Raw genomic sequence first — 24,479 nt, 5'->3', positions numbered from 1 at the left:
ACGAATGCGTATCGTATTCAGCGGGGGAGGAACCGGCGGTCATGTTTACCCGGCTTTGGCCATAGGGGAACAATGTCTGCAGGACCACCCTGATTCGAAATTTTTATACATCGGCACAAACTCCGGCCTGGAGCGTGACATTGTCGCGCGTTCCGGGCTGGATATGCCTTTTGAGGCCGTAGAAATTACAGGGTTCCGGCGCAAGCTGGCTTCCCTGGACAATGTCAAAACCGTGCTGCGCTTTCTGCGCGGTGTGGGCCGTGCCAAAAGCCTGCTCAGGGAGTTCAAGCCCGATGCGGTGGTAGGCACGGGCGGATACGTTTGCGGTCCGGTACTTTATGCGGCCGCCAAGCTGGGCATTCCTACGCTCGTGCATGAGCAGAATGCCATCGCGGGACTTACGAACCGCTTTCTGAGCCGCTACGTGTCGACGGTAGCCGTCAGCTTCCGGGGGACGGAAGGAATCTTCCCCCAGGCCAAAAGAGTCGTCTACACGGGCAATCCGCGTGCGACTTCCATGGTGAATGCGGACGCGGCCCGAGGGTTCTCCTCGCTCGGATTAACGCCCGACGCCCGACTCGTTGTCGTTGTGGGAGGGAGCCGGGGAGCCAAAGCCATTAACGACGCGATGGTCGAACTGGCTCCGCTCGTCCATGAACTGCCCGGTGTGCAATTTGTATTCGGAACGGGTCAGCCTTATTTCGAATCGACCGCGCAGCGGATTCAGGAGGCGGCGGGTTCGGTTCCGGCCAATCTTCAAGTTCTTCCGTATATTCATAACATGCCGGAGGTTTTGGCGGCGTCCAAGCTTGTCGTGAACCGTGCCGGAGCATCCACCATGGCGGAGATTACCGCCCTTGGAATTCCTTCCATATTAATTCCGTCTCCGAACGTGACGAACAATCATCAGGAACACAATGCCCGCTCTCTTTCCGACGAGGGAGGCTCCGTAACGCTGCTTGAGAAAGATTTAAGCGGCAGGGTCCTTTACGATCAGATCGGCATAATCATGGAAGATTCCGTCCGCTGGGAACATATGGCGAAACAGTCGGCAAGGATGGGCCAGCGGGATTCCGCGGCACTTGTCGTCGGGGAGCTGGAACGGATTGTATCCGCCGGACAACGGCGGCGCTAAAAGGCCGCAGGATCAAGCTTTTGCGGCGAACCAGATGGGCCATTGTCACACTCTATCCGATTTAACATAAACTACACTATAACCGTGGCAGACACCTAAGGCAAAGCCGCCCGAACCGACTCCCGTTCTTGCCGGTAACGTATACCGGGAACCGAAGAATCCGGGTAAGGGGCTTTACAACCTTGAGTTCTGTGAAGGAGGTTTTCCCATGCACCAGTTAATTTCAGACTTGCAAGCGGCTCAGGTGGGTGAGGTCCTGAAGAACGAGAAGCTGGCACCGTACACAACCTGGAAAATCGGCGGTCCTGCCGATCTGCTCGTTATTCCGCAGGATAAACAGAAGCTGGTTGAGACGATCCGGCTGCTCGGGCAGCACAAAGTTCCCTGGACTGTAATCGGACGCGGCTCCAACCTGCTCGTGGGGGATAAGGGGTTCCGGGGCGTTGTGATCAAATTAAGCCGGGCTCTGGAAACGCTGCGTTTCGACGGCAGCACCGTCTATGCGGGAGGAGCCTACTCGTTTATCAAATTATCCGTCATGACCGGCAAGGAAGGGTTAACGGGACTCGAATTCGCCGGAGGTATTCCGGGATCGGTGGGAGGCGCCGTTTACATGAACGCGGGGGCTCATGGTTCTGATGTGTCACGCATTCTTAAACAGGCTGAAGTGCTGCTGGACACAGGGGAATTGATCACCATGCAGAACAGCGACCTGCAGTTTGCTTACCGGCATTCGGTGCTGCATACGCTGCCGGGCATCGTAACGGAAGCGGTCTTCGAACTACAGCCGGGCGACCGGAAGGAGATCGCGGGCGCGATGGCGGCATACAAGGACCGCCGGCTCAGAACGCAGCCGCTGCAGCTCGCCGTCGCAGGCAGCGTGTTCCGCAATCCGACGGGCAATCATGCCGCCAAGCTGATCGAAGAGGCAGGCCTGAAAGGCACGCGGGTAGGCGGTGCGGAGATTTCTCCGCTGCATGCCAATTTCATTGTGAATACCGGAAATGCATCGGCCGAGGATGTTCTGGCCCTCATTGCTTTGGCGCAGAAGACTGTACGGGAGAAATCCGGTGTGGAGCTGCAGCCCGAGGTACTGGTGGTGGGCGAGAGGTAATTCGGAGGTGAGACATTGGAGAAGTTGGTAATCGAAGGTGGCATTTCCCTCTCGGGAGCCGTTCGGATCCAAGGTGCCAAAAATGCGGCGCTTCCTATTCTTGCAGCCAGCATAATGGCGTCTGGAACCCACACGCTGCGCAATGTCCCGAAGCTGCTCGACATTGAAGTCATGCTCGGCATACTCCGTTCCCTGGGGTGCAGCGCCGAGCACAAAGAGGACACGGTTGTGCTGGACACGACCAGTTTGAACAGCACGCACGTTCCGGAAGAATTGATGAAGCAGATGCGTTCGTCTATTTTTCTGATGGGTCCGCTGCTTTCGCGCTTCGGCACCGTCCAGGTCTATCAGCCCGGCGGCTGTGCGATCGGTGAACGCAAGATCGACCTGCATCTGAGAGGGCTGCAGGCGCTCGGGGTTACGATCGAGGAAACCGGCAGTACGATTATTTGCACCGCCGAGGATCTGAAGGGCGCCGATATCACGCTTGATTTTCCGAGCGTGGGGGCCACCGAGAACATCATGATGGCTGCCGTTCTGGCCGACGGGATCACGACCATCTCCAACGCCGCACGAGAGCCTGAAATCCAGGACCTCCAAAACTTCCTGAACGAGATGGGAGCGGACATAATAGGAGCGGGGACCGATACTATAACTATACGTGGCGTCAACTCTTTACATGCCTGCACGTACCGGATCATTCCGGACCGTATCGTTGCCGGTACTTTTATGGTGGCGGCGGCCGCGACGAAGGGCAGCGTAACGCTGGAAGGAGTGTGTCCCCAGCATCTGAATGCCGCCGTTCATGTGCTGAGACGCGCAGGTGTTCAAATTACGGTGCACGATGATATAATAAATGTGCACGCTCCAACAAGACCGCGGGCGGTCGAGCGTATCGTCACTGCACCTCATCCGTCTTTTCCGACAGACTTGCAGTCGCAAGTTATGGTGCTCCTTTCCCTAGCAGACGGAATCAGTATAATGAAAGAAACCATTTTTGAGAGCCGATTCAAGCATGTGGATGAACTCACCCGGATGGGAGCGGACATTCGCGTGGATTTCAATTCGGCGTTTATACGCGGTGTACCGAGGCTCTACGGGGCTACGGTCGAGGCTACCGATCTCCGTGCCGGCGCTGCGCTTATCATAGCGGGGCTGGCCGCACACGGCACTACCGTCGTGGAACAAATCCACCATGTCGACAGAGGGTACGACCGGATCGAAGAAATGCTCACCCGGCTGGGTGCGCGCATTCGCCGGCAGGCTCCCGTACCGGATGAAGCGCCGGTTACCGGTGAATAATGCAGTGCCTCTAGTCCCTTCCTGCTTACAGGAGGGGATAAGAGGGGTTTTATACGTTCACAAGGTTATGCAAAAGGAAGCGGGGGTGTCAGGCTTGCCAGAAGAGAATAAAGTTCCGGTGCTGCCGAACCCAAAACCGAGAAGGACGCGCGCCAACCGGAAGCTGCTAACGCTCTTGTTCCTGTTTTTCGTAACGATTCTCGCCGTTCTCTTTTTCCGTTCGTCTTTAAGCCGGATCAGTGAAATCAAGATCGAAGGCAACGAACTGCTTTCTTCCGAAGAAATCGGACAAGCCGCTGCCGTCCAGAAGGGCGATCATTTTTTTGCGGCCCGGTCGGAGAGCGTACGGGAGAGGGTTGCTGCCCTCCGTATGGTTCAGTCCGTTGAAGTTTCCAAGCATTTTCCGGGACAAATCAGCATCGTGGTGCACGAGTATCCGCGCGTTGCGTTCCAGTTCGGGGCGGACGGCGTGAAGCAGGCGGTGCTTGCCGACGGTTCCACCGTTCCCGTTGTCAAAGAAGACATGCCGGTGGACAAGCCCATTTTGACCGGCTGGACAGAGAATGATCCCAACCGCCTCGCTCTTTGCAAAGCTTTGGCAGCCATTCCATCCGGGTATTTATCGGACATTTCGGAGATACGCCCGGACCCGTCGGAAGCCTACAAGGACAAGATCAAGATGTACACCCGTACCAAATTCGAAGTCGTGACGACAGTCGGTTATCTGCCGAACAAAATTATGAATTTGTCCGCTTATATCACGAGCATGCAGGGAAGTGAAGTGAGTTCCGGCGTTCTGGTGCTGCTGGAAACAGACGATCATTTGCCGCTGGATGCGAGTTCCGCCGGAAACAAAGGCAAGGGCGGGCCGGCCCCAACCAAAAAAACCGACCCTACTCCGAAGTCGGACGGCAGCGTGAAACCGACTTCCACGCCCAAAAAGGATACCTCCCGCAAATCCGATACGGGCGGCAAGGACGGCAACACGGACGCTTCAGGTACATCGAAGGGATCGCCTGCTCCTAACTAGGAGGAAATCCCTGTTTGACAGGCTTCCTTATTTAAAGGAAGGGATTGGAAACGGGCGACATTGTGCCCTGCAATCTATGAATCTTTCAAGGGAGGAATCGATAGGGAGATACTGTTTTTCGAACGGTCGAACGCCGGAACGGAAGGCGTCTGATTCATGAATTTTTCAGGGTTTTCTCAGGAAAATATTACTATCCAGCCTATTAAATTAGTGTTAGAATTGATTTTATGGTATTCTATTTTTACCGGTTTAGAACCAAAAAAAGAGGAATTACTGCCTTCACAAAAAAAATGTAGAAATAAAGAGGGAAAACAGCCGTCATGTTGAATAAGTAGAAAGCGACGGGCTGTGCCCTGATTTCATTTAACAGGAGGTGCCAAAGCTTGAGCAACAATGACATCATTGTTAGTTTAGACATCGGTACATCCAAAGTTCGTGCTATTATTGGGGAAGTCGTAAACGGAACCATTAATATAATAGGGGTAGGATCAGCCGACTCGGAAGGCATCCGCAAAGGTGCCATCGTCGATATCGACCAGACCGTTCAATCGATCCGATCCGCGATCGATCATGCCGAACGTATGGTGGGCATACAAATTTCTGATGTTTACGTCGGGATTACGGGAAACCACATCGCGCTTCAGGACAGCCACGGTGTTGTGGCCGTATCCAATGAAGACCGCGAAATCGGCGAAGAAGACATCGAACGGGTTATACAAGCGGCTAGAGTCATAGCGCTGCCTCCTGAGCGCGAAATTATCGGAGTAGTACCAAACCAATACTTAGTGGACGGCCAGGAAGGCATACACGAACCAAGAGGAATGATCGGGGTCAGGCTTGAAGTCGAATCCACGATTATTACCGGAGCCAAAACAGGCATACATAACCTGCTTCGCGTTGTTGAGAAATCCGGACTTAAGGTGGCAGGACTCATTTTGATGTCGCTGGCCTCCGGACAGCTTGCGCTTTCCAAGGACGAGAAATCGATAGGAACCGTATTGGTCGATATCGGAGCAGGTTCGACAACGATTGCCGTTTTCGATCAAGGCAATCTTGTTGCAACATCCACGCTGCCTATCGGCGGCGATTTCATTACCAACGACATATCAATCGGGCTCCGCACCCAAATGGATATCGCGGAAAAAATCAAGCTTAAATACGGCTGCGCGACGATTCAAGATTCCGCGCCGGATCAGGTGTTTAAAGTGAACCGGATCGGCAGTCAGGTGGATAAGGAATTTTCCCAAGTCGATTTGGCGAATATCATTGAACCCCGTGTTCAGGAAATTTTCCATCTGATTCGCACAGAAGCCAGCCGGTTAGGATACAGTGATCCCGCCGGAGGTTATGTCCTCACGGGAGGTACCGTGTCCCTGCCGGGGACTCTTGTCATTGCACAGGAAGAGCTGGCTGCTCCCGTACGTATCGCAGTGCCCGATTACATCGGTGTCCGCGACCCGGCTTACACGAGCGGAGTAGGGATCATCCAGTTTGTTTGCAAGTTTTTGCGTAACCGCCCGGTTACGGCGCCCAAGAAGCAAACGGCCAACAAACCTGCCAGTGTCAAAACACCCCAGACTGAAGCGAGCCCTGGCTGGTTCGATAAAGTCAAAAATTTCCTTAAGGAATTTATCTAACGGGAGAAGCTCTGCTGTTTCTGATTGCATCTTTCCCGGTTATGGATACAAGTGTCCCGTCACTGGCTCTGCAGTCTGCAACCAGGAGGGGCGCGCGCACAGACACGCTTTAAAACCATGTTTCGGGCTATGTGCGAGCTCTTACGATTACCGTGCCGACAGGCACGTTACCCATTTTGAGCGTACAGCTCACGGAAAGTTAAGTTAGGGGGACATTGACTGCTATGTTTGAATTTGATCTGGATGTGGAACAATTGGCCCAGATAAAAGTCATCGGTGTGGGCGGCGGCGGCAGTAATGCAGTTAACCGGATGATCGAGAATGGAGTGCAGGGTGTCGAATTCATTACGGTCAACACGGATGCACAGGCACTTCATCAGGCCAAATCGGAGCACAAACTCCAAATTGGTGATAAATTAACGCGCGGCTTGGGAGCCGGCGCCAACCCCGATGTGGGGAAGAAAGCCGCTGAAGAATCACGCGATTTAATTATGAACACCCTCAAGGGCGCGGACATGGTCTTCGTAACCGCAGGTATGGGCGGCGGAACCGGTACGGGCGCTGCCCCGGTAATCGCGGAAATCGCGAAAGAGTGCGGCGCGCTGACGGTGGGTGTCGTTACCCGTCCGTTCACATTCGAAGGGCGCAAACGTGCCGCTCAGGCTGAACAGGGCATCGCGGCACTCAAAGAAAAAGTGGATACGCTTATCGTTATTCCAAACGACCGTCTCCTTGAGATCGTAGACAAGAAAACGCCTATGCTGGAAGCGTTCCGCGAAGCGGATAACGTCCTTCGTCAAGGGGTGCAGGGGATTTCCGACCTGATTGCCGTACCGGGTCTTATCAACCTGGACTTTGCCGATGTGAAAACCATTATGACCGAGCGCGGTTCGGCTCTTATGGGAATCGGTATCGCGACAGGTGAGAACCGTGCCGCCGAAGCCGCCAAGAAAGCCATTATGAGCCCGCTGCTTGAAACCTCCATCGAGGGTGCACGCGGGGTATTAATGAATATTACGGGCGGTACAAATCTTAGCCTGTATGAAGTAAATGAAGCCGCAGACATTGTTGCCTCGGCCTCTGATATTGAAGTAAACATGATTTTCGGTGCTGTCATTAACGAGAATTATAAAGAAGAGATTATGGTAACCGTTATCGCTACCGGATTCCAGGACAAGCCGCAACAGCAGCAGCCTCCTCAACCGCAGAACCGCCGTCAAGGCGGCATGCAGCAGCAACAGCCGCAGCAGCAGGAGGCGCCTACCGAAACCCAGCAGCGTGCGAACAATCTGCGGCCGTTCGGCGGTCAACCGGGAGATCTGGAAGTACCTACGTTCCTGCGTAACCGCGGACGTAACAATCTCGACAAATAATTCCGCTAACGGAATGGCATAGGTGGAGAGCGGCAAGCCGAGCTTTCCCGAAAAAGCCGTCACAACTGACCTAAGGTCGGTTGTGACGGCTTTTTTCTTTTCCCCACTATGCGACAAAAATAGTTGGCGGCCTCCGGCACGTTTAGACAGACTTTGAATTCGTCTTTTAATATACTAATCTCATCCGCTTGGGGGTGAGGAAAATTGGTCGTATACGCGGATCTGATTTTCCTGGTGAATGTCGTCATGGATGCCGCCGTTTTACTGGTGACCGCGCGGACGCGACGATTGTCCTTCAAACCTTGGAAGCTGGTGATGTCCTCTGTGCTGGGCGGATCTTATGTGCTGCTCATGTTCGTACCTTCCTTGTCGTTCTTGTTTACTTTTGCGGCAAAGATCACTATGTCTCTCTGTATGGTATGGCTTGCTTTCGGCTACGGCAGTTTGCAGCGTTTTTTGCGCAACACCGGCACCTTCTATGTAGTGAACTTTGTAGCGGCGGGGGGCGTTTTCGGCCTGAACTATGTGTTTCAAACATCGGGCGATGTGATGAACGGGCTTATGTTCAGCCAGACCGGTGCGGCGAGGTTCAATATCCGGATCGAGACTTGGGCAGTCATCGTGATAGGTGCCGGTTCTCTGGTGCTGTACAGACTGGTGATGGCGGGAGCAAAGAAGAAGGAAGAACTGGCCGTTCACTTGGCGGAAGTATGCGTAATCGTAGACGGAGCGGAGTTCCGGTGTACAGGCTTGATCGATACGGGCAATCAGCTCTACGATCCGCTGACACGGACCCCGGTAATGGTTATGGAGGCTTCGCAGCTCTCGAGTATGCTGCCGGAATCGTGGCTCAAACGAATCCGTGCAGCCGAGGTGGAACAAATCATCACGGCGATAGGTACGGAAGAAGACTTCGTGTGGCAGGACCGTCTGCGGCTGGTGCCTTACCGGGGAGTAAACCGGAATACGCAGTTCATGCTGGCGATTAAACCCGACAAGGTGGTTATCACGTACAGCAGCGGTCAAGTGGAAACGACGAAAGTGCTTGTAGGATTGGACGGAGGTCAACTCTCCGGTGACGGGGCATATCATGCCATTATTCATCCGACGCTGGTTGCTGCCGGCTAAAGAAAGGTTATGAGTGGGAGGAAGCGGTTATGCGGGTCAAATGGAAATTGCAGATGCTAATTTTTTATTACAAGATTCTTATCTTTTTCGGACTGAAAGGTGAAGAAATTTATTACATAGGAGGAAGCGAAGCACTGCCTCCTCCGCTGACGCGGGAAGAAGAAGAATATTTGCTTGGAAAACTGCCCTCCGGGGACGCGGCCATCCGTGCCATGCTGATTGAACGCAACCTCCGGCTGGTTGTCTATATAGCCCGCAAATTTGAAAATACGGGCATTAACATCGAGGATCTGGTCTCTATAGGAGCGATCGGTCTTATTAAAGCGGTTAACACGTTTGACCCCGAGAAGAAAATCAAGCTGGCGACGTATGCGTCACGCTGCATCGAGAATGAAATTCTGATGTATCTCCGCCGCAACAGCAAAATACGGACGGAAGTGTCGTTCGACGAACCGCTGAATATCGATTGGGACGGAAACGAGCTGCTGCTGTCCGATGTGCTGGGTACCGAGAACGATACCATCTACCGCAACATCGAAGAACAAGTGGACCGCAAGCTGCTGCATAAAGCGCTAGATAAGCTGACGGACCGGGAGCGAACGATCATGGAGCTTCGTTTCGGTCTCCAGGACGGTGAAGAGAAGACGCAGAAGGACGTTGCGGATCAGCTCGGCATCTCCCAGTCCTATATTTCCCGGCTGGAAAAAAGGATCATCAAACGACTGCGCAAGGAGTTTAATAAAATGGTTTAAGCAAAAGCCTATCACCTGTGTGGTAGGCTTTTTAGTATGACTTTTCCGTATGAATTTCAGAAGGGACCGGGTAATCCCTCCGAACGGGAGACGAATCTGCCTTTTTTTAAAAAATTATCGGAAACTGAAAGCGAATACGGGCCAACAACGGCAGGAGAGAGCAAGCACCCGGGCACTTGTCAAGGGGGGAGTCACGCTCTTCTCGGCGCATAAAAACACGGGTCACGGAGATAATTAACAGTAATGTTTCTCCTTGGGAGGTAAATCACCGTGACCCGAAATAAAGTCGAAATATGTGGTGTCGATACCGCCAAACTTCCTGTTCTGACGAATGTGGAAATGCGTGAACTGTTCACCAATCTGCAGACGAAGAACGACCGATCCGCAAGAGAGAAACTGGTCAATGGCAACCTGAGACTGGTACTCAGCGTGATTCAGCGTTTCAACAACCGCGGCGAGTTCGTCGACGATCTTTTTCAAGTGGGCTGCATCGGCTTGATGAAAGCGATCGATAACTTCGATCTGGGCCAGAACGTGAAGTTTTCAACGTATGCGGTGCCGATGATCATCGGAGAAATACGCAGATACCTGCGGGATAACAATCCGATCCGTGTCTCCCGTTCATTGCGGGATATTGCTTACAAAGCGCTTCAGGTCCGCGACAGTTTAACGAACAAAAACTCTCGCGAGCCCACGATTTACGAAATTTCCGAAGTGCTGAACGTGCCCAAAGAAGATGTCGTTTTTGCGCTCGACGCGATTCAGGACCCCGTCTCCCTGTTTGAGCCGATTTACCACGATGGCGGGGACCCGATCTATGTGATGGATCAGATCAGCGATGAACGCAACAAAGACATGTCTTGGATTGAAGGAATCGCTTTGAGAGAAGCGATGAGAAAGCTAGGCTCCCGTGAAAAAATGATTTTGTCCATGCGCTTTTTCGAAGGCAAAACCCAGATGGAAGTCGCAGATGAAATCGGAATTTCTCAGGCGCAGGTTTCAAGGCTGGAAAAATCGGCTATCACCCAGATGCAGAAACATGTCAAAAGCTGATTGATTCTCCGTCTGCCGGATTTACTTGCACGCACATCTATCGAAAGCCCGGATTCCGGGCTTTTTGTTATGCCTTCTTTTCCGGTTAGGCGTCGTGAAGCTCTTTTCTTGGTTTTGCAGGACATTTTGGCCGGGTCCCTCATATACTAGAACAAACGGGCGAATAACCTGAAAGCGTGGGGTAAGCAGATGAAAATATCCGACTTTCAAACGAAAGACGTTATCAATATTGTGGACGGCAAAAAACTCGGCCAGATCAGCGATTTGGAGCTTGAGCTCCGCCAGGGCAGGATCGATTCCATTGTCGTTCCGAACAGCAGCAAGTTTTTCGGCTTGTTTGGGGGAGGGACGGATCTTATTATTCCCTGGAAAAATATCGTCAAAATAGGAGCCGATGTCGTTCTGGTCAAACTGGATGAAGCCAAAACGTACCGGGCCGTCGAGGAGAGCGATTCCGTTGATTACAACCGCAGCTCCCGCGGGTAATAGAAGTAGATATGAGGATAGCCATGTGACGGGCGCTTCGTTGTAAGGCAGCAGCTATAATACGCAGGCGCCCCTATTCATAACTGCCTGAGCGCCAATTTTTGTCGTCTTATGACTGGTATGGTAAACTTGAACAAGCAGAAAAGGCCGCTGTAGGCCGGGGATACGGAGGGGACAAGCAGTGGAACCGTTTGTACACAAAAAATCAAATTCCGGGGAGCCGGAGCTTTTTGTGCTGGAAAGGCTTCAGGAACGTTTTCCTTTCGTTCAGGCCGGATTTACATCGCGTCACGGAGGAGTAAGTTCGGCTCCTTTCGATTCGCTTAATCTGGGCCTGCACGTAAACGATGCGGACGAGGATGTTGTCGAGAACCGGAAGAGACTTGCCGCGGCGCTCGGAGTGCCTTTTGAAGCGCTCACGTTCGGCGAGCAGGTGCACGGCAAAGAGGTAGCGGTCATCGAAAAGGAACAGATGGGAAGCGGACGAATATCGCGTGCCGATGCGATTCAGGACAGGGACGCTTTTATAACCGCCGGAAAAGGGATCATGCTCTGCGCCCTGTACGCGGACTGCGTTCCGCTTTATTTGATCGATCCGGTGAACCGGGTCGTAGGAATCGCCCACGCCGGCTGGAGAGGTACGGTCCAGAATATCGGTGCGGCTGCGCTTGCTTCGATGACCCGCTCTTTCGGAAGCAGGCCGGAAGACGTGCATGCCGTAATCGGCCCTTCCATAGGCGGCTGCTGTTATGAAGTGGATAAATTTGTCGCGGGCCGCGTTTACGAGAGCCATTTGGATACCGGTATTTCCATAAAACAGACGGAAGCTGTCGTTATCCCTCGTAAAGAAGGCAAATATCAGTTAAATTTGCAGGAATGCAACCGACAATTTCTTGAGAAAGCAGGAATTTTGTCGTCGCATATAGAAGTAACAGAGTTATGTACGAGCTGTTCGACCGATCTGTTCTTTTCCCATCGTAAAGAAGGGGGTTCGACCGGGCGTATGGCAGCCTGGATTGGCCTCCGAAACGACTAATCCGGCCTCGACAACATACAGACAGCATGGAGGGAGTGAACCGCTGCTGATGAATTTGCAGGCGCGTATTGAAGATGTGCATCACCGCATTGAGGCGGCTTGCCGGCGGTCCGGCCGCAGCCCTGAAGACATAAGCGTGATCGCGGTTACGAAATATGTATCTCTGGAAGCCACGCGCGAAGCTCTTGACCATGGGTTAACACAGGTGGGAGAGAACCGCTGGCAGGATGCCAAAGAAAAATGGGAGGCACTCGGAGACCGGGGAGACTGGCATTTTATCGGGCATTTGCAAACGAACAAGGTAAAGGACATTATAGGGAAATTCGCGTATATCCATTCTCTGGATCGTGCTTCTCTTGCCAAAGAACTGGAGAAAGAGGCCGCCAAACGGAACCTTTCCGTCAAATGTTTTATACAAGTGAACGTATCCGGTGAGGAATCCAAATATGGACTGGCCCCGGAAGAGCTCAAATCCTTCGCGAAGAATTTGAATCAGTACCCCCATCTTCAGATCGTCGGCTTGATGACGATGGCCCCGCTGGAGGCCGAAGCGGAAGCGACACGGCCCGTATTCAGGAAACTGTGCGAGCTTAGGGATGAGCTCAACGCCGAGCAGATTCTGCCTGAACCTGTACGGCATTTGTCCATGGGAATGTCGGGAGATTTTGAAGTGGCGATCGAAGAAGGCGCAACTTGGGTGCGTTTAGGTACCGTACTTGTCGGAAAGTCTTGAATCAATACCATCTTTTCCACAGAGGAGGAGCGTCGGATGGGCGTTATGAATAAATTTATGAATTTTATCGGACTGCAGGAAGAAGAAGAGGTCGTAGAACGGGAAAGAATTGTAGAAACTCCGGAAGAACCTGAAACCCCGGTGCAGGAACAACGTACGAAACAGAGTAAAAATAACATTGTGAGCATTCATTCACAGAAAAACAGCCGCGTTGTGCTTCACGAACCTCATTCTTTCGACGATTCCCAGGAAATCGCGGATCATCTGCGTTCCCGCCGGACCGTTGTCGTGAATTTGCAGCGGGTTCGTCCCGAACAAGCGGTAAGAATTTTCGATTTCCTGAACGGGACCGTTTATGCGCTGAACGGATCGATCTCCAAGATCGGGCCGAATATTTTCCTGTGCGCCCCGGATTCCGTAGAAATTCAGGGATCGATCTCGGATTTTCTGCATGAAGCTTAGCAGTGGATAAAAAGGTTGAGGTGAAAGCGGTTGGTCATGAACATTTACGGGTTAATCGATACATTGGCCCAAATTTACTTTTATATGATTTTCGGTTACGTGCTGCTTTCCTGGTTTCCGAATGCACGTGAGAGCTTTATCGGCGAACTGCTGGCGAAACTCGTTGAGCCTTACCTGAGCGCATTCCGCCGCTTTATCCCGCCGATCGGCCCCCTTGATATTTCTCCGATCGTTGCCATGGGCGTATTCTGGCTCGTCGTCGCCGGCTTGAAAGTTGTGGTCGGCTACATTTTGAGGTTGTTCTAGTGGCTAAAGATAGGTACGGGCATTTCCATCCCGATGAACATGCTTTCGTGGACCGGGCCCAGGAGTGGGTGGAGAACGCCGCCCATCACAAGGTAAAGCGGACGGACTTTCTCGATCCCCGGCAAGCTTTTATCCTTCGTACACTGGTTAACCGCAGCCCCGACGTAAACTGCAGATTGGATGGCGGATGCCCGGATGCCGAACGCCAAAGAGCGATTCTCGGGCCGGATTACCTGGATCTCTCCGGCGAAGATATGGGGCTGAGAGTTCTGTCCGTAGAATCCGGCGACAGCAAGTTCCAGGCGCTTAGTCACGGCGATTATATGGGAGCGATTCTGGCGCTGGGCATGAAAAGGGACAAGGTAGGGGATATTAACGTATCCGGACAGGGCTGCCATTTCGTCGTGGCGGAAGAAGCGGCCGATTATCTTCATTTGAATCTCAGCCAAGTGCATCGCGTCCATGTGACGACCGAGATTTTGCCGATCGCTAAGCTGAGACCGTCCGTCGTTAAACTGGAGGAGATGACGCTTTCCGTAGCTTCCCTCCGTCTGGACGGAATTGTAAGCGATGTATTCCGATTAAGCCGGGCCAAAGTTCTCCTTCCGATCGGAGCCGGCAAATGCAAAGTGAACTGGAAGCCCGAAGAGAATCCGAGCGTCCCCCTGCAGGAAGGCGACGTCGTTTCTTTGCAGGGCTTTGGGCGTTTTCGTGTCCTGGAAATAGAAGGAGTAACGAAGAAAGGCAGAACCCGCATGAAAGTGGGCAAATACGTTTAACCTATTTTAAGTGCGAGGAATAAAGGATTTTTCGCTTTTCTGTCGAAATTCTATTTCTTAACTGAACCGTACAAACTCTCCACCGGTTAACATTCTAGGAGGTGCACCATGCCCTTAACACCACTCGATATACATAACAAAGAATTTGCGCGCTCTTTCCGGGGCTATGACGAAGATGACGTGAACGAGTTTCTGGATCAGGTCATCAAAGACTACGAGGCCGTTATCCGTGAAAACAAAGAGCTGCAAAACCAAATTCTGGCGCTGCAGGAACGGCTGGATCACTTCTCCAATATTGAAGAAACGTTGAGCAAAACGATTATTGTCGCGCAGGAAGCCGCCGACGAAGTGAGGAACAACGCCAAGAAAGAAGCGCAGCTGGTCCTTAAAGAAGCGGAAAAGAACGCCGACCGGATTATCAACGAATCGTTGACGCGTTCCCGTAAAGTTTCGGTGGAAACCGAAGAGCTTAAGAAGCAGGCGAGCATTTACCGGACACGCTTCCGTACTCTGCTCGAAGCGCAACTGGAGCTCCTTCAGGATGAAGGCTGGAAGACGCTCGATCACGACAAGGTGCTTGAACTCGAGAAGTAATCGGTCTCCACGGCGGGACTTCATTGACTACCGGACCCGGATTCGATATACTTCGGGTAACTGAATCTTTCGTAAAGCGATGACTGGGCCAAGTAGTCCGTACAGCAGTGTCAGCGAGTTAGGGTGGGTGTGAGCCTAATCTCTGCAGCGGACGAAAATCCCCCAGGAGCGTCTCTTGAAAAGCGAAGTAGGGAGCATCGGGTAATTCCGTTATCGATTCGTCGAGTGAGACTGACAACCGGTCGTCATTTCTTTCATGCGGGAACTGGATTTCTGTGTGCGGGTGATGACAGCGGGCCGGAACGGTCTAACAAGGGTGGTACCGCGAGCTTAACTTCTCGTCCCTTTTGGGATTGAGAAGTTTTTTTGCATTTTAGAGAGCTAGGGAATTGTCCCGGAAGGGATCAGCGTACCAAGACTAGGGAGTGAATCAATTTGGATTACGGAAAAACATTGCAGCTGCTGAAAACGGACTTTCCTATGAGAGGTAATCTGCCACAGGCGGAGCCTAAAATGCAGGCGCATTGGGAAGAAAACGACATTTACGCGAAAGTGCAGGAGAGCCGCAAAGGGCGGAAGAAGTTCATTTTGCACGACGGACCTCCGTACGCCAACGGGGACATTCATATCGGCCATGCGCTGAATAAGATTCTTAAAGATATCATCGTCCGCTTCAAAACGATGCAGGGCTACGATGCGCCCTATGTCCCCGGCTGGGACACGCACGGACTGCCGATCGAGCAGGCTATCGCCAACAGCGGCAAAGTGGACCGCAAAAAGATGTCCGTTGCCGAATTTCGCAACTATTGCGAAGAATACGCGCTTCAGTGGGTAGAGCGGCAGAAGGAACAGTTCAAGCGTCTCGGAATCCGCGGAGACTGGGATCATCCGTACATCACGCTGCAGCCGGAATATGAGGCCGAGCAAATCCGTCTTTTCGGTGAAATGGTGAAAAAAGGGTACATCTACAAAGGTCTGAAGCCGGTGTACTGGTCTCCTTCATCGGAGAGCGCTCTGGCTGAAGCCGAGATCGAGTACAAAGAAAAAACGTCACCGTCCATTTATGTCGCTTTCGATGTAGCGGACGGCAAAGGCAAGCTCCCGCAGGATGCGGCTTTCGTCATTTGGACGACCACCCCATGGACGCTTCCGGCGAATCTGGGCATCTCCGTTCACCCGGACTTTACGTACGCTGTCGTAGAAGTAAGCGGCAAGAAATACGTGCTGGCCGAAGGACTTCTCGAATCGGCTGCGAAGGCAATCGGCTGGACGGACTACAGCATCGTGTCCACGGTTAAAGGCAGCGAGCTGGAGAACGTGACCTGCAAGCATCCGTTCTACGACCGGGAGTCGCTTGTCATGCTGGGCGAGCACGTTACGCTGGAGGCCGGTACGGGGTGTGTTCATACCGCTCCGGGCCACGGAGAGGACGACTTTATCGTCGGGCAAAAATACAAGATCGGCGTTCTTTGTCCGGTGGACGATCAAGGACATTTCACGGCGGAAGCGCCGGGGCTGGAAGGTGTTTTCTACGAAAAAGGAAACAAAACGATTCTGGAATGGCTGGAAAACAGCGGACACCTACTACACGCTTCCTCCATCAATCACCAATACGCGCATGACTGGCGTACGAAAAAGCCGGTTATTTACCGGGCGACGGAGCAGTGGTTTGCGTCTATCGATAAATTCCGCGATGAAATGCTGGAAGAAATCAAAAAAATCAAATGGACGCCTAATTGGGGGGAGATCCGTCTTCACAACATGATCGCGGACCGCGGAGACTGGTGTATTTCCCGTCAGCGCGTATGGGGCGTGCCGATTCCGATTTTCTACTGCCGCAGCTGCAATCATCCGATCGTAAACGATGAGACCATCGAGCATGTGGCTAAGCTGTTCGAAAAAGAAGGCTCTAACGCGTGGTTCACGCTGACGGAGAAGGAGCTTCTGCCGGATGGCCTTTCCTGCCCGGAATGCGGCCATGGGGAGTTCCGCAAAGAAACGGACATCATGGACGTGTGGTTCGATTCGGGTTCCTCCCATGCGGGAGTGCTGGCCAAGCGCCCCGAGCTTCAGTGGCCGGCCGATTTGTATCTGGAAGGTTCCGACCAGTACCGCGGCTGGTACAACTCCTCCCTAATTACGGGCGTGGCGGTAAAAGGCCAGTCTCCGTACAAGGGAATTCTCAGCCACGGCTTCACTCTGGACGGAGAAGGCCGCAAAATGTCCAAGTCGCTCGGCAACACCGTCGATCCGAGTCAAGTGTGCAACAAGCTCGGCGCCGACATATTACGTTTGTGGGTATCTTCGGTGGATTATCAGTCCGATGTCCGGATTTCGGATAACATTCTGAGCCAGATCACGGAAGTATACCGCAAAATCCGCAACACGCTCCGCTTCCTGCTGGGCAATTTAAGCCACTTCGATCCGGTGAAGGATCGTGTGGATTTCGCCCAAATGAGCGAGCTGGACCAGTATGCGGTTATCCGCCTCAACCGGATGACGGAAAAAGTGATCAAAGCCTATGACGCGTATGAGTTTCACGTGGTCTATCAGGCGGTTCATCACTTCTGCGCCGTGGAGATGAGTTCATTCTACCTGGATATCATCAAAGACCGCCTGTACGCGGACGCGGCGGACGATTCCGCCCGCAAAGCTTCGCAAACCGTTCTTTATGATTCGCTGCTCGCTATCACGAAGCTCATTGCACCGCTTCTGCCGCATACGGCCGACGAAGTGTGGAAATACATTCCGGGCGTGGAGCTGGACAGCGTACAGATCACCGAACTGCCGGAGGTCCGTACGGATGTGTATAACCAGGAGCTGGAGCAGAAGTGGGACGGCTTCCTGAATATCCGGGACGAAGTGCTTAAAGCGCTGGAAGAAGCGCGCAAGAACAAAACAATCGGCAACTCCCTGAGCGCCGCGGTTGATTTGTACCCGGGCGATGCGGGCTTCAAGCTGCTTAGCGGTTTTGACAAGCTCGATACGCTCTTCATCGTCTCCGCCGCGACTCTGCATAATCCGTCCGAGAAAGCACCGGAAGGAAGTTACGGGGCTCAGGATCTTGGCGTGCAGGTATCCGTTGCCGAAGGAGAGAAATGCGAACGCTGCTGGATAGTCACACCGGAAGTTGGGCAGAACAAAGAACACCCGACTCTGTGCGCCAGATGTGCGGAAGTTGTTTCCCACCTCGAATAACGCAGCCCAGGTAATGAAATTCGCCGCCGTGTGGAGATAGGGGATACCAAATCTGCAGGAGCGATTTTCATGGATGACCTGAACGAAGAAGAACGGAACGAACGGAACAGACCCTCTAAGGCCCGGCTTGCGGAGGAACATGCGGAGCTTGAGCATCCGGATTTGCCAACCAATGCCGCCCTTTCAAGCGATGAGGAAAAACGGCTCATTCATCATATCCATGAGAAAGTAACCGAAATAGCGGCCAATATCGAACGGACGCAAATTGCCGATTACGTGGCGCTGATGAATAAGCCGCGCAAACTGATTTTCGGGAACCTCATAGCGGGAATTTCCAGAGGGGTTGGTCTCGGTCTTGGCATTACCGTATTCGCGGGTACCATTCTCTATGCACTGAAAGCTCTGGGCGCTTTGAACCTGCCCATTATCGGCGCGTACATTGCGGACCTCGTGGAGTATGTCCAGTTTCAGCTGGAAGGGCGCCGGTTTTATTAACCGGGCGTTCCGTTACAAAGGAAAACGCAGAGCCGCTTGATCAGCTCTGCGTTTCTTCCGATGTATAATCGGGCTCGAGAAGAGGATCTCCTTCTTGATTATCCATATAGGAGCGATAGGCTTTGTTGCGAACAACGGATACATGATTGCCGTAAATATCGGTGGCAAGAAAGCTTTCGAAGGGCTCCACATACCCGTCAAGCTCGTCTGCCTCGACATACATGGAATTATAATCGCCTACGTTCGGATCTTCCGCCATGGCGGGAGAGTCGGAATTGCCCCAGCTTTCCACGATCTGCCAGGCGTCTTCGCCGTCAAACTGGTTCTGATCCGAGCGTTCGTCCAGACTGGTCCGTCCGAAAGGCGGGGCGAGAAATTCCTCTTCCACCGGTCTTCTGTCGGATGCGTGCCGGTTCGGCACATGTTCCAGGCAGTACTGAGTTGTCGGAATGGCGCTTAACCGCTCGTAGGGAATCGTTCTGCCGCACTCGATGCAAATCCCGTAGGTGCCGGCAGCTAACCTTTCCAGAGCGAGATTGACCTGATCGAGATGACGCTCGGCGTTTTCCAGCAGAGCGATGTCTTTTTCCCGCTCGAACATTTCCGTTCCTATATCGGCGGGATGATTGTCGTACGTGGACAACTCTCCGGTGTTTTCGCCCATGGCCTGGGACATTCCGAAGTGTTCGTCGAGCTCCAACTGCTCTTTAAGTTCTTTTTTTTCAATAAGAAGCTGCTGCCTGAGCTGATCCGTTTGATTGGAAGTCAGTATATGCATGGGGGTACATCTCCCTTCGGAAGGTGGCCTGCAGCAATAGGGTTTACGAAGACTCCCTTTTTTAGTGTGGAAAATGAAAGCACCGCAGCCAAACGTTTAACGGGCGACACGCGACAAGCCGTCGTCAGAGGAGGAATCCCGTTTTGTATTATTATTTACTTGCACTTATCGTGTTTTTGATTGATCAGGGGACCAAATGGCTCGTGGTTAAAAACATTCCGCTTCATGACTCCATTCCGGTGATCGGCGAGTTTTTCCAGCTGACTTCGCACCGCAACCGCGGCGCCGCTTTCGGAATTTTGCAGGACCAGCGCTGGTTTTTCATCCTGGCTACCTTGATAATCGTCGTTGGAGTCGTTTTGTATCTCAACAGGACCCGTAAAGCCGGGCAGAAGCTGATGTCGCTGGCGCTCGCTCTGCTTTTGGGAGGCGCGGTAGGAAATTTTTTGGACCGACTGCTTTTCGGCGAGGTTGTCGATTTCCTTCAACTGCATTTTCAGTTTTCCTTTTTCGGCAAAGCGGTCGACTACATTTATCCGATCTTTAATGTGGCGGACTCCGCTATCGTCATCGGCGTCATTTTGATTTTTATCGATTCGATTATCAGCTGGAAAAATGAAAAAAGAGGGACGGCATCATGAGCGAACAAAACAACTATGAGGTGGAACAAAACGGAATGGACGAAACGGAAAGCGAACCGACGCGCTGGCAGGTCGAGGCCGAGCAGAACGGCGAGAGAATCGACAAGCTTTTGTCCGATGCTTTGGACGGCGTGTCGCGTACGCAAATTCAGCAGTGGATTAAAGACGGCCATGCCCGGGTGGACGGCCGGAACGTAAAGCCCAACTATAAGCTGGGCGAGGGGCAGGTCATCGATCTTGCGATTCCGGATCCCGAACCGCTGGATATCGCCGCGGAAAACATCCCCCTGGATGTCGTTTACGAAGACGGGGACGTTATCGTGATCAACAAGCCGCGCGGACTGGTGGTGCATCCGGCTCCCGGTCACTACAGCGGCACGCTGGTGAATGCCCTGATGCATCACTGCAAAGACTTGTCCGGGATCAACGGGGTTATGAGACCCGGGATTGTTCACCGCATCGACAAAGACACTTCCGGACTGCTGATGATCGCCAAAAACGATCAGGCTCATGCCAGTCTGGCCGAGCAGCTCAAGGAGCATAGCGTGACACGCAAATATGTGGCGCTTGTGCACGGGAATTTGCAGCACGAGCACGGAACGATCGACGCTCCGATCGGCCGGGACAGCTACGACCGCAAACTGTACACTGTGACGGACAAAAACTCCAAACACGCGGTTACGCATTTTGCCGTACTGGAGCGCTTTGACGGGTATACGCTGGTGGAGCTCAAGCTTGAAACGGGCCGGACTCATCAGATTCGGGTTCATCTCAAGTTCATCGGGCATCCGCTCGTCGGAGACCCGTCCTACGGCCGCAACAAGGGGATGACCATGGACGGTCAGGCGCTTCACGCGCAGATTCTCGGTTTTACCCATCCGCGGACAGGGGAACGGCTCGAATTCGAGGCGCCGATTCCGGAAGATATGGCGGATCTTCTTCACCGTCTGCGCAATCTGTAAGGACAATCAGGGACAGGCGGAAGCCGGTCCCTCTTTTTTAAAACTCAGCGAACCTTTGGAGAGGGGAAGCATTCCGTATGGAACCAATCATTAATCCGCAGGTAAAAGAGATTCAAATTTCCGGTATCCGTAAAATTGCGAATAAAGTCGCGGCAATGCCGGATGCACTGGCTTTAACGATGGGACAGCCGGATTTTCCGACGCCCGCCCATATTGTGGAGGCCGCACAGAAAGCGCTCCAGGCAGGCAGGACGGTGTATACGCCCAATGCCGGACTTCCGGAGCTTAGAAAGGCCGCGGCCGACTTTGTCGGCTCCAAATACGGGCTGTCCTACGACGGAGCCAGCGAAGTCATCGTGACGACGGGGGCGAGCGAGGCGCTCGATATTACGCTACGGACCATTTTGACGCCGGGGGCGGAGGTTATTTTGCCGGGACCGATTTATCCGGGTTACGAACCGCTGATCCGGCTGTGCGGCGGAGTGCCCGTTTACGTGGATACGCGGCCTTATCAGTTTAAGATGACCGCAGCCGCTCTGGAGCCTCATTTGACGGAACAAACCCGCTGCGTCGTTCTCGGCTACCCGAGCAACCCGACGGGTCAGATTATGACCAAGGCGGAACTGACCGAGCTGGCAGCTCTTCTGGAAAGCCGGAACCTCTATGTCATTTCCGACGAGATTTACAGCGAGCTGGTGTACGGAGCCGAACACGCTTCGATTGCCACCCTGCCGGGCATGAGAGAGAAGACGATCGTGATCAACGGCTTGTCGAAATCCCATTCCATGACCGGCTGGCGGATCGGCTTTACGTTTGCCCCAGAAGCCTTGACGCGGCATATGGTCAAGGTGCACCAGTACAATGTCACCTGCGCGAGCTCCATCTCGCAGTATGCGGCTGTCGCGGCGCTCACCGCGGGCCGCGATGATGCTATTCCGATGCGCCAGGCTTACGAGAAAAGGCTGGCGCATGTGTATGGCCGGCTCCAAGCGATGGGACTGGAAGCCGTCAAACCGCAGGGCGCGTTCTACCTGTTCCCGTCGATCGCCCGGTTCGGGCTCGGCTCGGAAGAGTTCGCCTACAGGCTGCTGGAGGAGCAGCGGGTCGCCGTCGTTCCGGGCGATGCGTTTTCACCGCTGGGCGAAGGTTACATCCGGCTGTCGTACGCGTATTCGCAGGAGGTGCTCGACGGAGCACTGGACCGGCTGGAAGCCTTCATCCGCAAACTCGACCGGAGCTGATGCCCGACCGGCTGCCTATAAAAAATCCCCTTTATCCGACCCGCTGCCTGGCAGAGGGGAGATAAAGGGGTTTTTTTTATACAGACTGTCCGGATTTCCAGCGGAGGTAGCTGTCCACCGTTCGGATAGCTATACCGATGGCTCTTTCATCGGGTTCAATGCGGGCGTGATGCAGGCCGTAAGGCGTTTCGGCACCGAGCCAGAACATAAAGCCCGGGATTTTCTCCAGAAAATAACCGAAATCCTCTCCCGTCATCGCCTCGGTACATTCATACAAACGGACGGGGACCTGCGGCTCCGACCAGGAGGGAGGGCTGCCTGCTTGTGCCTGCTCATCGACTGCAGAAGTATTCTCCAACCCACTGACGGTACCGGTTGCGGCTTTGTCAGGTACGGAGCCGTGAGAGACGCCAACCCCGGCGGCTGTATCCGTTTTTTGCAGCCAGTCCATAAATTCCAGCGTCAGCGCTTCGTTGTTATACACTTGAAGGTAATTGGAGCCCCAATCAATGGAGGCGGTACAGTCGAATGAAGATTCGATACCGCGAACGATTCCTTCGATTCTCGATTTAATAAGCTGCATGGATTCGGCGGAGAGAGTGCGGATCGTGCCTTCGAGCCGGGCGTTCTCGGCGATGATGTTCTGCTTGGTGCCCGCACTCATTTTGCCGATCGTGACAACGGCCGAGTCGAGAGGGTTGATGTTACGAGACACAATTGTGTGAAGCTGTCCGACAAGCTGGGAAGCGGCGACCACCATGTCGTTGGAGAGGTGCGGATACGCCGCGTGGCCTCCCTTGCCCTTAAGGTCGATAAACAGCTCGGACGTGTTGGCGAACAAGATGCCGGGTTTGACCGCGATGGTACCGACCGGATATTCCGGCGCGATATGAAGGCCGACCATCTGCTCCGGCATCCAGTCGCTTAGCTCGGCGGATGCCAGCATGGGAAGCGCTCCTCCGGGACCTTCTTCCGCGGGCTGGAACACGACGACGAGATCGTCTTTCATGGGGCGGTGAGCAAACTGCGTCACAAGGCCGGCTCCGATGGACATATGCACATCATGTCCGCAGGCATGCATATATCCGGGGTGTTCGGATTGAAACGGATAGCCGGTTTCTTCGGGGATCGGCAGGCCGTCCATATCGGCCCGGTACCCGAATCGTTTGGATGAATTTGTGCCCTTGAGATACACCAGGATACCGGTACGCCACGTACGGATTTCCATCCGTTCCTGTGGAAGAGTTTCCAAATAATCGAGGAGCATGCGCTGGGTTTTAAATTCTTGGAATCCCGGCTCGGGTATCCGGTGAAGCTGGCGCCGCAGTTCAATAAACGGGCTGGTCACAATAGTTCTCTCCTTCTTTCGTTTAAATGTAAGTCCGCAGGATTGAAAAAGGGCCCGGCGCCGGAGGCGCTGGGCCCAAACAGCAGCGGCAGTCCGCCTGCCTTCAGGAAGGATGCGCGCGTGCCGGTGTTGTTCTTTTTATGTACAAGCGGAACGTGAACGTAATACCTGTGGGGTCTTACAGCTCGCGAAGCTCTTTCAGAATTTCCGTTTTGGATTTCGTTTTGTCGTCGACCTTCTTGATGACACGGGCAGGCGTACCGGCCACAACCGTAAATTCAGGAACGTCCTCCACTACGACGGCACCCGCGGCTACAACGGAACCTTGACCTATGCGCACGCCTTCGAGAATAACGGCATTTGCGCCGATAAGAACATCGTCTTCGACTACGCAAGGCTGTGCGGAAGGAGGCTCGATCACTCCGGCTACAACCGCTCCGGCACCGATGTGGCACATGTTGCCGATTTGAGCGCGTCCGCCGAGGATGGCGTTCATGTCGATCATCGTGCCTTCGCCGATGGAAGCGCCGATGTTGATAACCGCGCCCATCATAATGACGGCGTTGTTGCCGATGGAGACTTTGTCGCGGATGATGGAGCCAGGCTCGATACGCGCGTTAATGCCTTTCAGGTCAAGAAGAGGAATGGCGGAGTTGCGACGGTCGGACTCGACCACATAATCTTCTATGTTCTGCTGATTGGATTCGATAATGGCCTGGATGTCCGTCCATTCGCCGAACAGGACACCGCTTTTGCCGGAAATGAAGGACTGGATGTCGGTTCCGAAATCAACGGCTTCCAGGTTTCCTTTTACATATACTTTCACGGGTGTCTTCTTTTGGCTCGTTTTAATAAACTGGATAATTTCTTCAGTATTCATCTGTGTCATACTTCCA

General features: G+C 53.4%; 25 protein-coding genes and 1 other annotated feature. Of the genes, 22 read left to right on the top strand and 3 right to left on the bottom strand.

Annotated features, from left to right (window positions below):
* Positions 1-4 precede the first annotated feature (4 nt).
* The 19 genes from murG (at position 5) to AC58P5_RS06700 (ending at position 18,613) form a co-directional block, all read left to right on the top strand.
* Positions 5-1,135, top strand: coding sequence for an undecaprenyldiphospho-muramoylpentapeptide beta-N-acetylglucosaminyltransferase (murG, locus tag AC58P5_RS06790; RefSeq protein ID WP_497385345.1), 1,131 nt, complete (start codon positions 5-7; stop codon positions 1,133-1,135).
* A 208-nt stretch (positions 1,136-1,343) separates the two neighbouring features.
* Positions 1,344-2,249, top strand: a complete 906-nt coding sequence (murB, locus tag AC58P5_RS06785; protein WP_497385344.1) for a UDP-N-acetylmuramate dehydrogenase — start codon at positions 1,344-1,346, stop codon at positions 2,247-2,249.
* 15 nt (positions 2,250-2,264) lie between these two features.
* Positions 2,265-3,551, top strand: coding sequence for a UDP-N-acetylglucosamine 1-carboxyvinyltransferase (gene murA / locus AC58P5_RS06780; RefSeq protein ID WP_497385343.1), 1,287 nt, complete (start codon positions 2,265-2,267; stop codon positions 3,549-3,551).
* Between the two features lie 85 nt (positions 3,552-3,636).
* Positions 3,637-4,581, top strand: a complete 945-nt coding sequence (locus AC58P5_RS06775; protein WP_497385342.1) for a cell division protein FtsQ/DivIB — start codon at positions 3,637-3,639, stop codon at positions 4,579-4,581.
* 156 nt (positions 4,582-4,737) lie between these two features.
* Positions 4,738-4,908: a hypothetical protein gene (locus tag AC58P5_RS06770; RefSeq protein WP_497385341.1), complete on the top strand. Its 171-nt coding sequence runs from the start codon at positions 4,738-4,740 to the stop codon at positions 4,906-4,908.
* 56 nt (positions 4,909-4,964) lie between these two features.
* On the top strand, positions 4,965-6,218 hold the full coding sequence (ftsA, locus tag AC58P5_RS06765) for a cell division protein FtsA (protein ID WP_497385340.1): 1,254 nt from the start codon (positions 4,965-4,967) through the stop codon (positions 6,216-6,218).
* Between the two features lie 224 nt (positions 6,219-6,442).
* Positions 6,443-7,591, top strand: coding sequence for a cell division protein FtsZ (gene ftsZ, locus AC58P5_RS06760; RefSeq protein WP_497385339.1), 1,149 nt, complete (start codon positions 6,443-6,445; stop codon positions 7,589-7,591).
* Positions 7,592-7,795: 204 nt separating this feature from the next.
* On the top strand, positions 7,796-8,719 hold the full coding sequence (gene spoIIGA, locus AC58P5_RS06755; protein WP_497385337.1) for a sigma-E processing peptidase SpoIIGA: 924 nt from the start codon (positions 7,796-7,798) through the stop codon (positions 8,717-8,719).
* Positions 8,720-8,748: 29 nt separating this feature from the next.
* A complete protein-coding gene (gene sigE / locus AC58P5_RS06750) occupies positions 8,749-9,471 on the top strand; it encodes an RNA polymerase sporulation sigma factor SigE (protein ID WP_217557866.1) in 723 nt (240 codons plus the stop codon).
* A gap of 270 nt (positions 9,472-9,741) precedes the next feature.
* Positions 9,742-10,524, top strand: coding sequence for an RNA polymerase sporulation sigma factor SigG (gene sigG / locus AC58P5_RS06745; RefSeq protein WP_009671832.1), 783 nt, complete (start codon positions 9,742-9,744; stop codon positions 10,522-10,524).
* A 189-nt stretch (positions 10,525-10,713) separates the two neighbouring features.
* Positions 10,714-11,010 carry a YlmC/YmxH family sporulation protein gene (locus AC58P5_RS06740; RefSeq protein WP_103993626.1) on the top strand — a complete coding sequence of 99 codons (297 nt, stop codon included), beginning with the start codon at positions 10,714-10,716 and terminating at the stop codon, positions 11,008-11,010.
* A 181-nt stretch (positions 11,011-11,191) separates the two neighbouring features.
* A complete protein-coding gene (gene pgeF, locus AC58P5_RS06735) occupies positions 11,192-12,046 on the top strand; it encodes a peptidoglycan editing factor PgeF (protein WP_497385335.1) in 855 nt (284 codons plus the stop codon).
* Positions 12,047-12,095: 49 nt separating this feature from the next.
* Positions 12,096-12,779 carry a YggS family pyridoxal phosphate-dependent enzyme gene (locus AC58P5_RS06730; RefSeq protein ID WP_497385334.1) on the top strand — a complete coding sequence of 228 codons (684 nt, stop codon included), beginning with the start codon at positions 12,096-12,098 and terminating at the stop codon, positions 12,777-12,779.
* A 36-nt stretch (positions 12,780-12,815) separates the two neighbouring features.
* Positions 12,816-13,241, top strand: a complete 426-nt coding sequence (locus tag AC58P5_RS06725) for a cell division protein SepF (RefSeq protein ID WP_009671786.1) — start codon at positions 12,816-12,818, stop codon at positions 13,239-13,241.
* Positions 13,242-13,271: 30 nt separating this feature from the next.
* Positions 13,272-13,547 carry a YggT family protein gene (locus AC58P5_RS06720; RefSeq protein WP_497385333.1) on the top strand — a complete coding sequence of 92 codons (276 nt, stop codon included), beginning with the start codon at positions 13,272-13,274 and terminating at the stop codon, positions 13,545-13,547.
* On the top strand, positions 13,547-14,326 hold the full coding sequence (locus AC58P5_RS06715; RefSeq protein ID WP_497385331.1) for a YlmH family RNA-binding protein: 780 nt from the start codon (positions 13,547-13,549) through the stop codon (positions 14,324-14,326). Before AC58P5_RS06720 ends, AC58P5_RS06715 begins: the two co-directional genes overlap by 1 nt.
* Before the next feature lie 108 nt (positions 14,327-14,434).
* A complete protein-coding gene (locus AC58P5_RS06710) occupies positions 14,435-14,920 on the top strand; it encodes a DivIVA domain-containing protein (RefSeq protein WP_497385329.1) in 486 nt (161 codons plus the stop codon).
* 70 nt (positions 14,921-14,990) lie between these two features.
* Positions 14,991-15,269, top strand: a binding site (T-box leader).
* A gap of 86 nt (positions 15,270-15,355) precedes the next feature.
* Positions 15,356-18,118: an isoleucine--tRNA ligase gene (gene ileS, locus AC58P5_RS06705; protein ID WP_497385328.1), complete on the top strand. Its 2,763-nt coding sequence runs from the start codon at positions 15,356-15,358 to the stop codon at positions 18,116-18,118.
* Between the two features lie 69 nt (positions 18,119-18,187).
* Positions 18,188-18,613, top strand: a complete 426-nt coding sequence (locus tag AC58P5_RS06700) for a DUF5665 domain-containing protein (RefSeq protein WP_497385327.1) — start codon at positions 18,188-18,190, stop codon at positions 18,611-18,613.
* Between the two features lie 40 nt (positions 18,614-18,653).
* Here AC58P5_RS06700 and AC58P5_RS06695 read toward each other — a convergent pair whose 3' ends face one another.
* A complete protein-coding gene (locus tag AC58P5_RS06695; protein ID WP_497385326.1) occupies positions 18,654-19,391 on the bottom strand; it encodes a TraR/DksA C4-type zinc finger protein in 738 nt (245 codons plus the stop codon).
* 143 nt (positions 19,392-19,534) lie between these two features.
* Here AC58P5_RS06695 and lspA point away from each other — a divergent pair, with 143 nt between their 5' ends.
* The 3 genes from lspA (at position 19,535) to AC58P5_RS06680 (ending at position 22,235) form a co-directional block, all read left to right on the top strand.
* Positions 19,535-20,032 carry a signal peptidase II gene (lspA, locus tag AC58P5_RS06690; protein WP_009671789.1) on the top strand — a complete coding sequence of 166 codons (498 nt, stop codon included), beginning with the start codon at positions 19,535-19,537 and terminating at the stop codon, positions 20,030-20,032.
* Positions 20,029-20,994, top strand: coding sequence for an RluA family pseudouridine synthase (locus tag AC58P5_RS06685; protein ID WP_497385325.1), 966 nt, complete (start codon positions 20,029-20,031; stop codon positions 20,992-20,994). The genes lspA and AC58P5_RS06685 overlap by 4 nt, the downstream gene beginning before the upstream one ends.
* Before the next feature lie 77 nt (positions 20,995-21,071).
* Entirely contained in the window at positions 21,072-22,235 is a 1,164-nt protein-coding gene (locus tag AC58P5_RS06680) for an aminotransferase A (protein ID WP_497385323.1), read from the top strand.
* Positions 22,236-22,311: 76 nt separating this feature from the next.
* On the opposite strand, the gene AC58P5_RS06675 is transcribed toward AC58P5_RS06680, so the two are convergent.
* On the bottom strand, positions 22,312-23,583 hold the full coding sequence (locus tag AC58P5_RS06675; RefSeq protein WP_497385322.1) for an N-acetyldiaminopimelate deacetylase: 1,272 nt from the start codon (positions 23,581-23,583) through the stop codon (positions 22,312-22,314).
* A 178-nt stretch (positions 23,584-23,761) separates the two neighbouring features.
* Positions 23,762-24,472: a 2,3,4,5-tetrahydropyridine-2,6-dicarboxylate N-acetyltransferase gene (gene dapD / locus AC58P5_RS06670; RefSeq protein WP_497385321.1), complete on the bottom strand. Its 711-nt coding sequence runs from the start codon at positions 24,470-24,472 to the stop codon at positions 23,762-23,764.
* Between the last annotated feature and the right edge of the window lie 7 nt (positions 24,473-24,479).

The organism is Paenibacillus sp. JT31N7 (genome assembly GCF_059692095.1).
Note: the sequence above shows the minus strand (reverse complement) of the source record. Positions and strands in the feature narration are given on the sequence as shown.

Excerpts from the sequence above, each read along its gene's own strand:
- murG (WP_497385345.1), top strand. The coding sequence starts at position 5 with ATGCGTATCGTATTCAGCGGGGGAGGAACCGGCGGTCATGTTTACCCG.
- murB (WP_497385344.1), top strand. The coding sequence starts at position 1,344 with ATGCACCAGTTAATTTCAGACTTGCAAGCGGCTCAGGTGGGTGAGGTC.
- AC58P5_RS06770 (WP_497385341.1), top strand. The coding sequence starts at position 4,738 with ATGAATTTTTCAGGGTTTTCTCAGGAAAATATTACTATCCAGCCTATT.
- ftsZ (WP_497385339.1), top strand. The coding sequence starts at position 6,443 with ATGTTTGAATTTGATCTGGATGTGGAACAATTGGCCCAGATAAAAGTC.
- sigE (WP_217557866.1), top strand. The coding sequence starts at position 8,749 with ATGCGGGTCAAATGGAAATTGCAGATGCTAATTTTTTATTACAAGATT.
- AC58P5_RS06740 (WP_103993626.1), top strand. The coding sequence starts at position 10,714 with ATGAAAATATCCGACTTTCAAACGAAAGACGTTATCAATATTGTGGAC.
- AC58P5_RS06730 (WP_497385334.1), top strand. The coding sequence starts at position 12,096 with ATGAATTTGCAGGCGCGTATTGAAGATGTGCATCACCGCATTGAGGCG.
- AC58P5_RS06725 (WP_009671786.1), top strand. The coding sequence starts at position 12,816 with ATGGGCGTTATGAATAAATTTATGAATTTTATCGGACTGCAGGAAGAA.
- AC58P5_RS06710 (WP_497385329.1), top strand. The coding sequence starts at position 14,435 with ATGCCCTTAACACCACTCGATATACATAACAAAGAATTTGCGCGCTCT.
- AC58P5_RS06700 (WP_497385327.1), top strand. The coding sequence starts at position 18,188 with ATGGATGACCTGAACGAAGAAGAACGGAACGAACGGAACAGACCCTCT.
- AC58P5_RS06695 (WP_497385326.1), bottom strand. The coding sequence starts at position 19,391 with ATGCATATACTGACTTCCAATCAAACGGATCAGCTCAGGCAGCAGCTT.
- AC58P5_RS06685 (WP_497385325.1), top strand. The coding sequence starts at position 20,029 with ATGAGCGAACAAAACAACTATGAGGTGGAACAAAACGGAATGGACGAA.
- AC58P5_RS06680 (WP_497385323.1), top strand. The coding sequence starts at position 21,072 with ATGGAACCAATCATTAATCCGCAGGTAAAAGAGATTCAAATTTCCGGT.
- dapD (WP_497385321.1), bottom strand. The coding sequence starts at position 24,472 with ATGACACAGATGAATACTGAAGAAATTATCCAGTTTATTAAAACGAGC.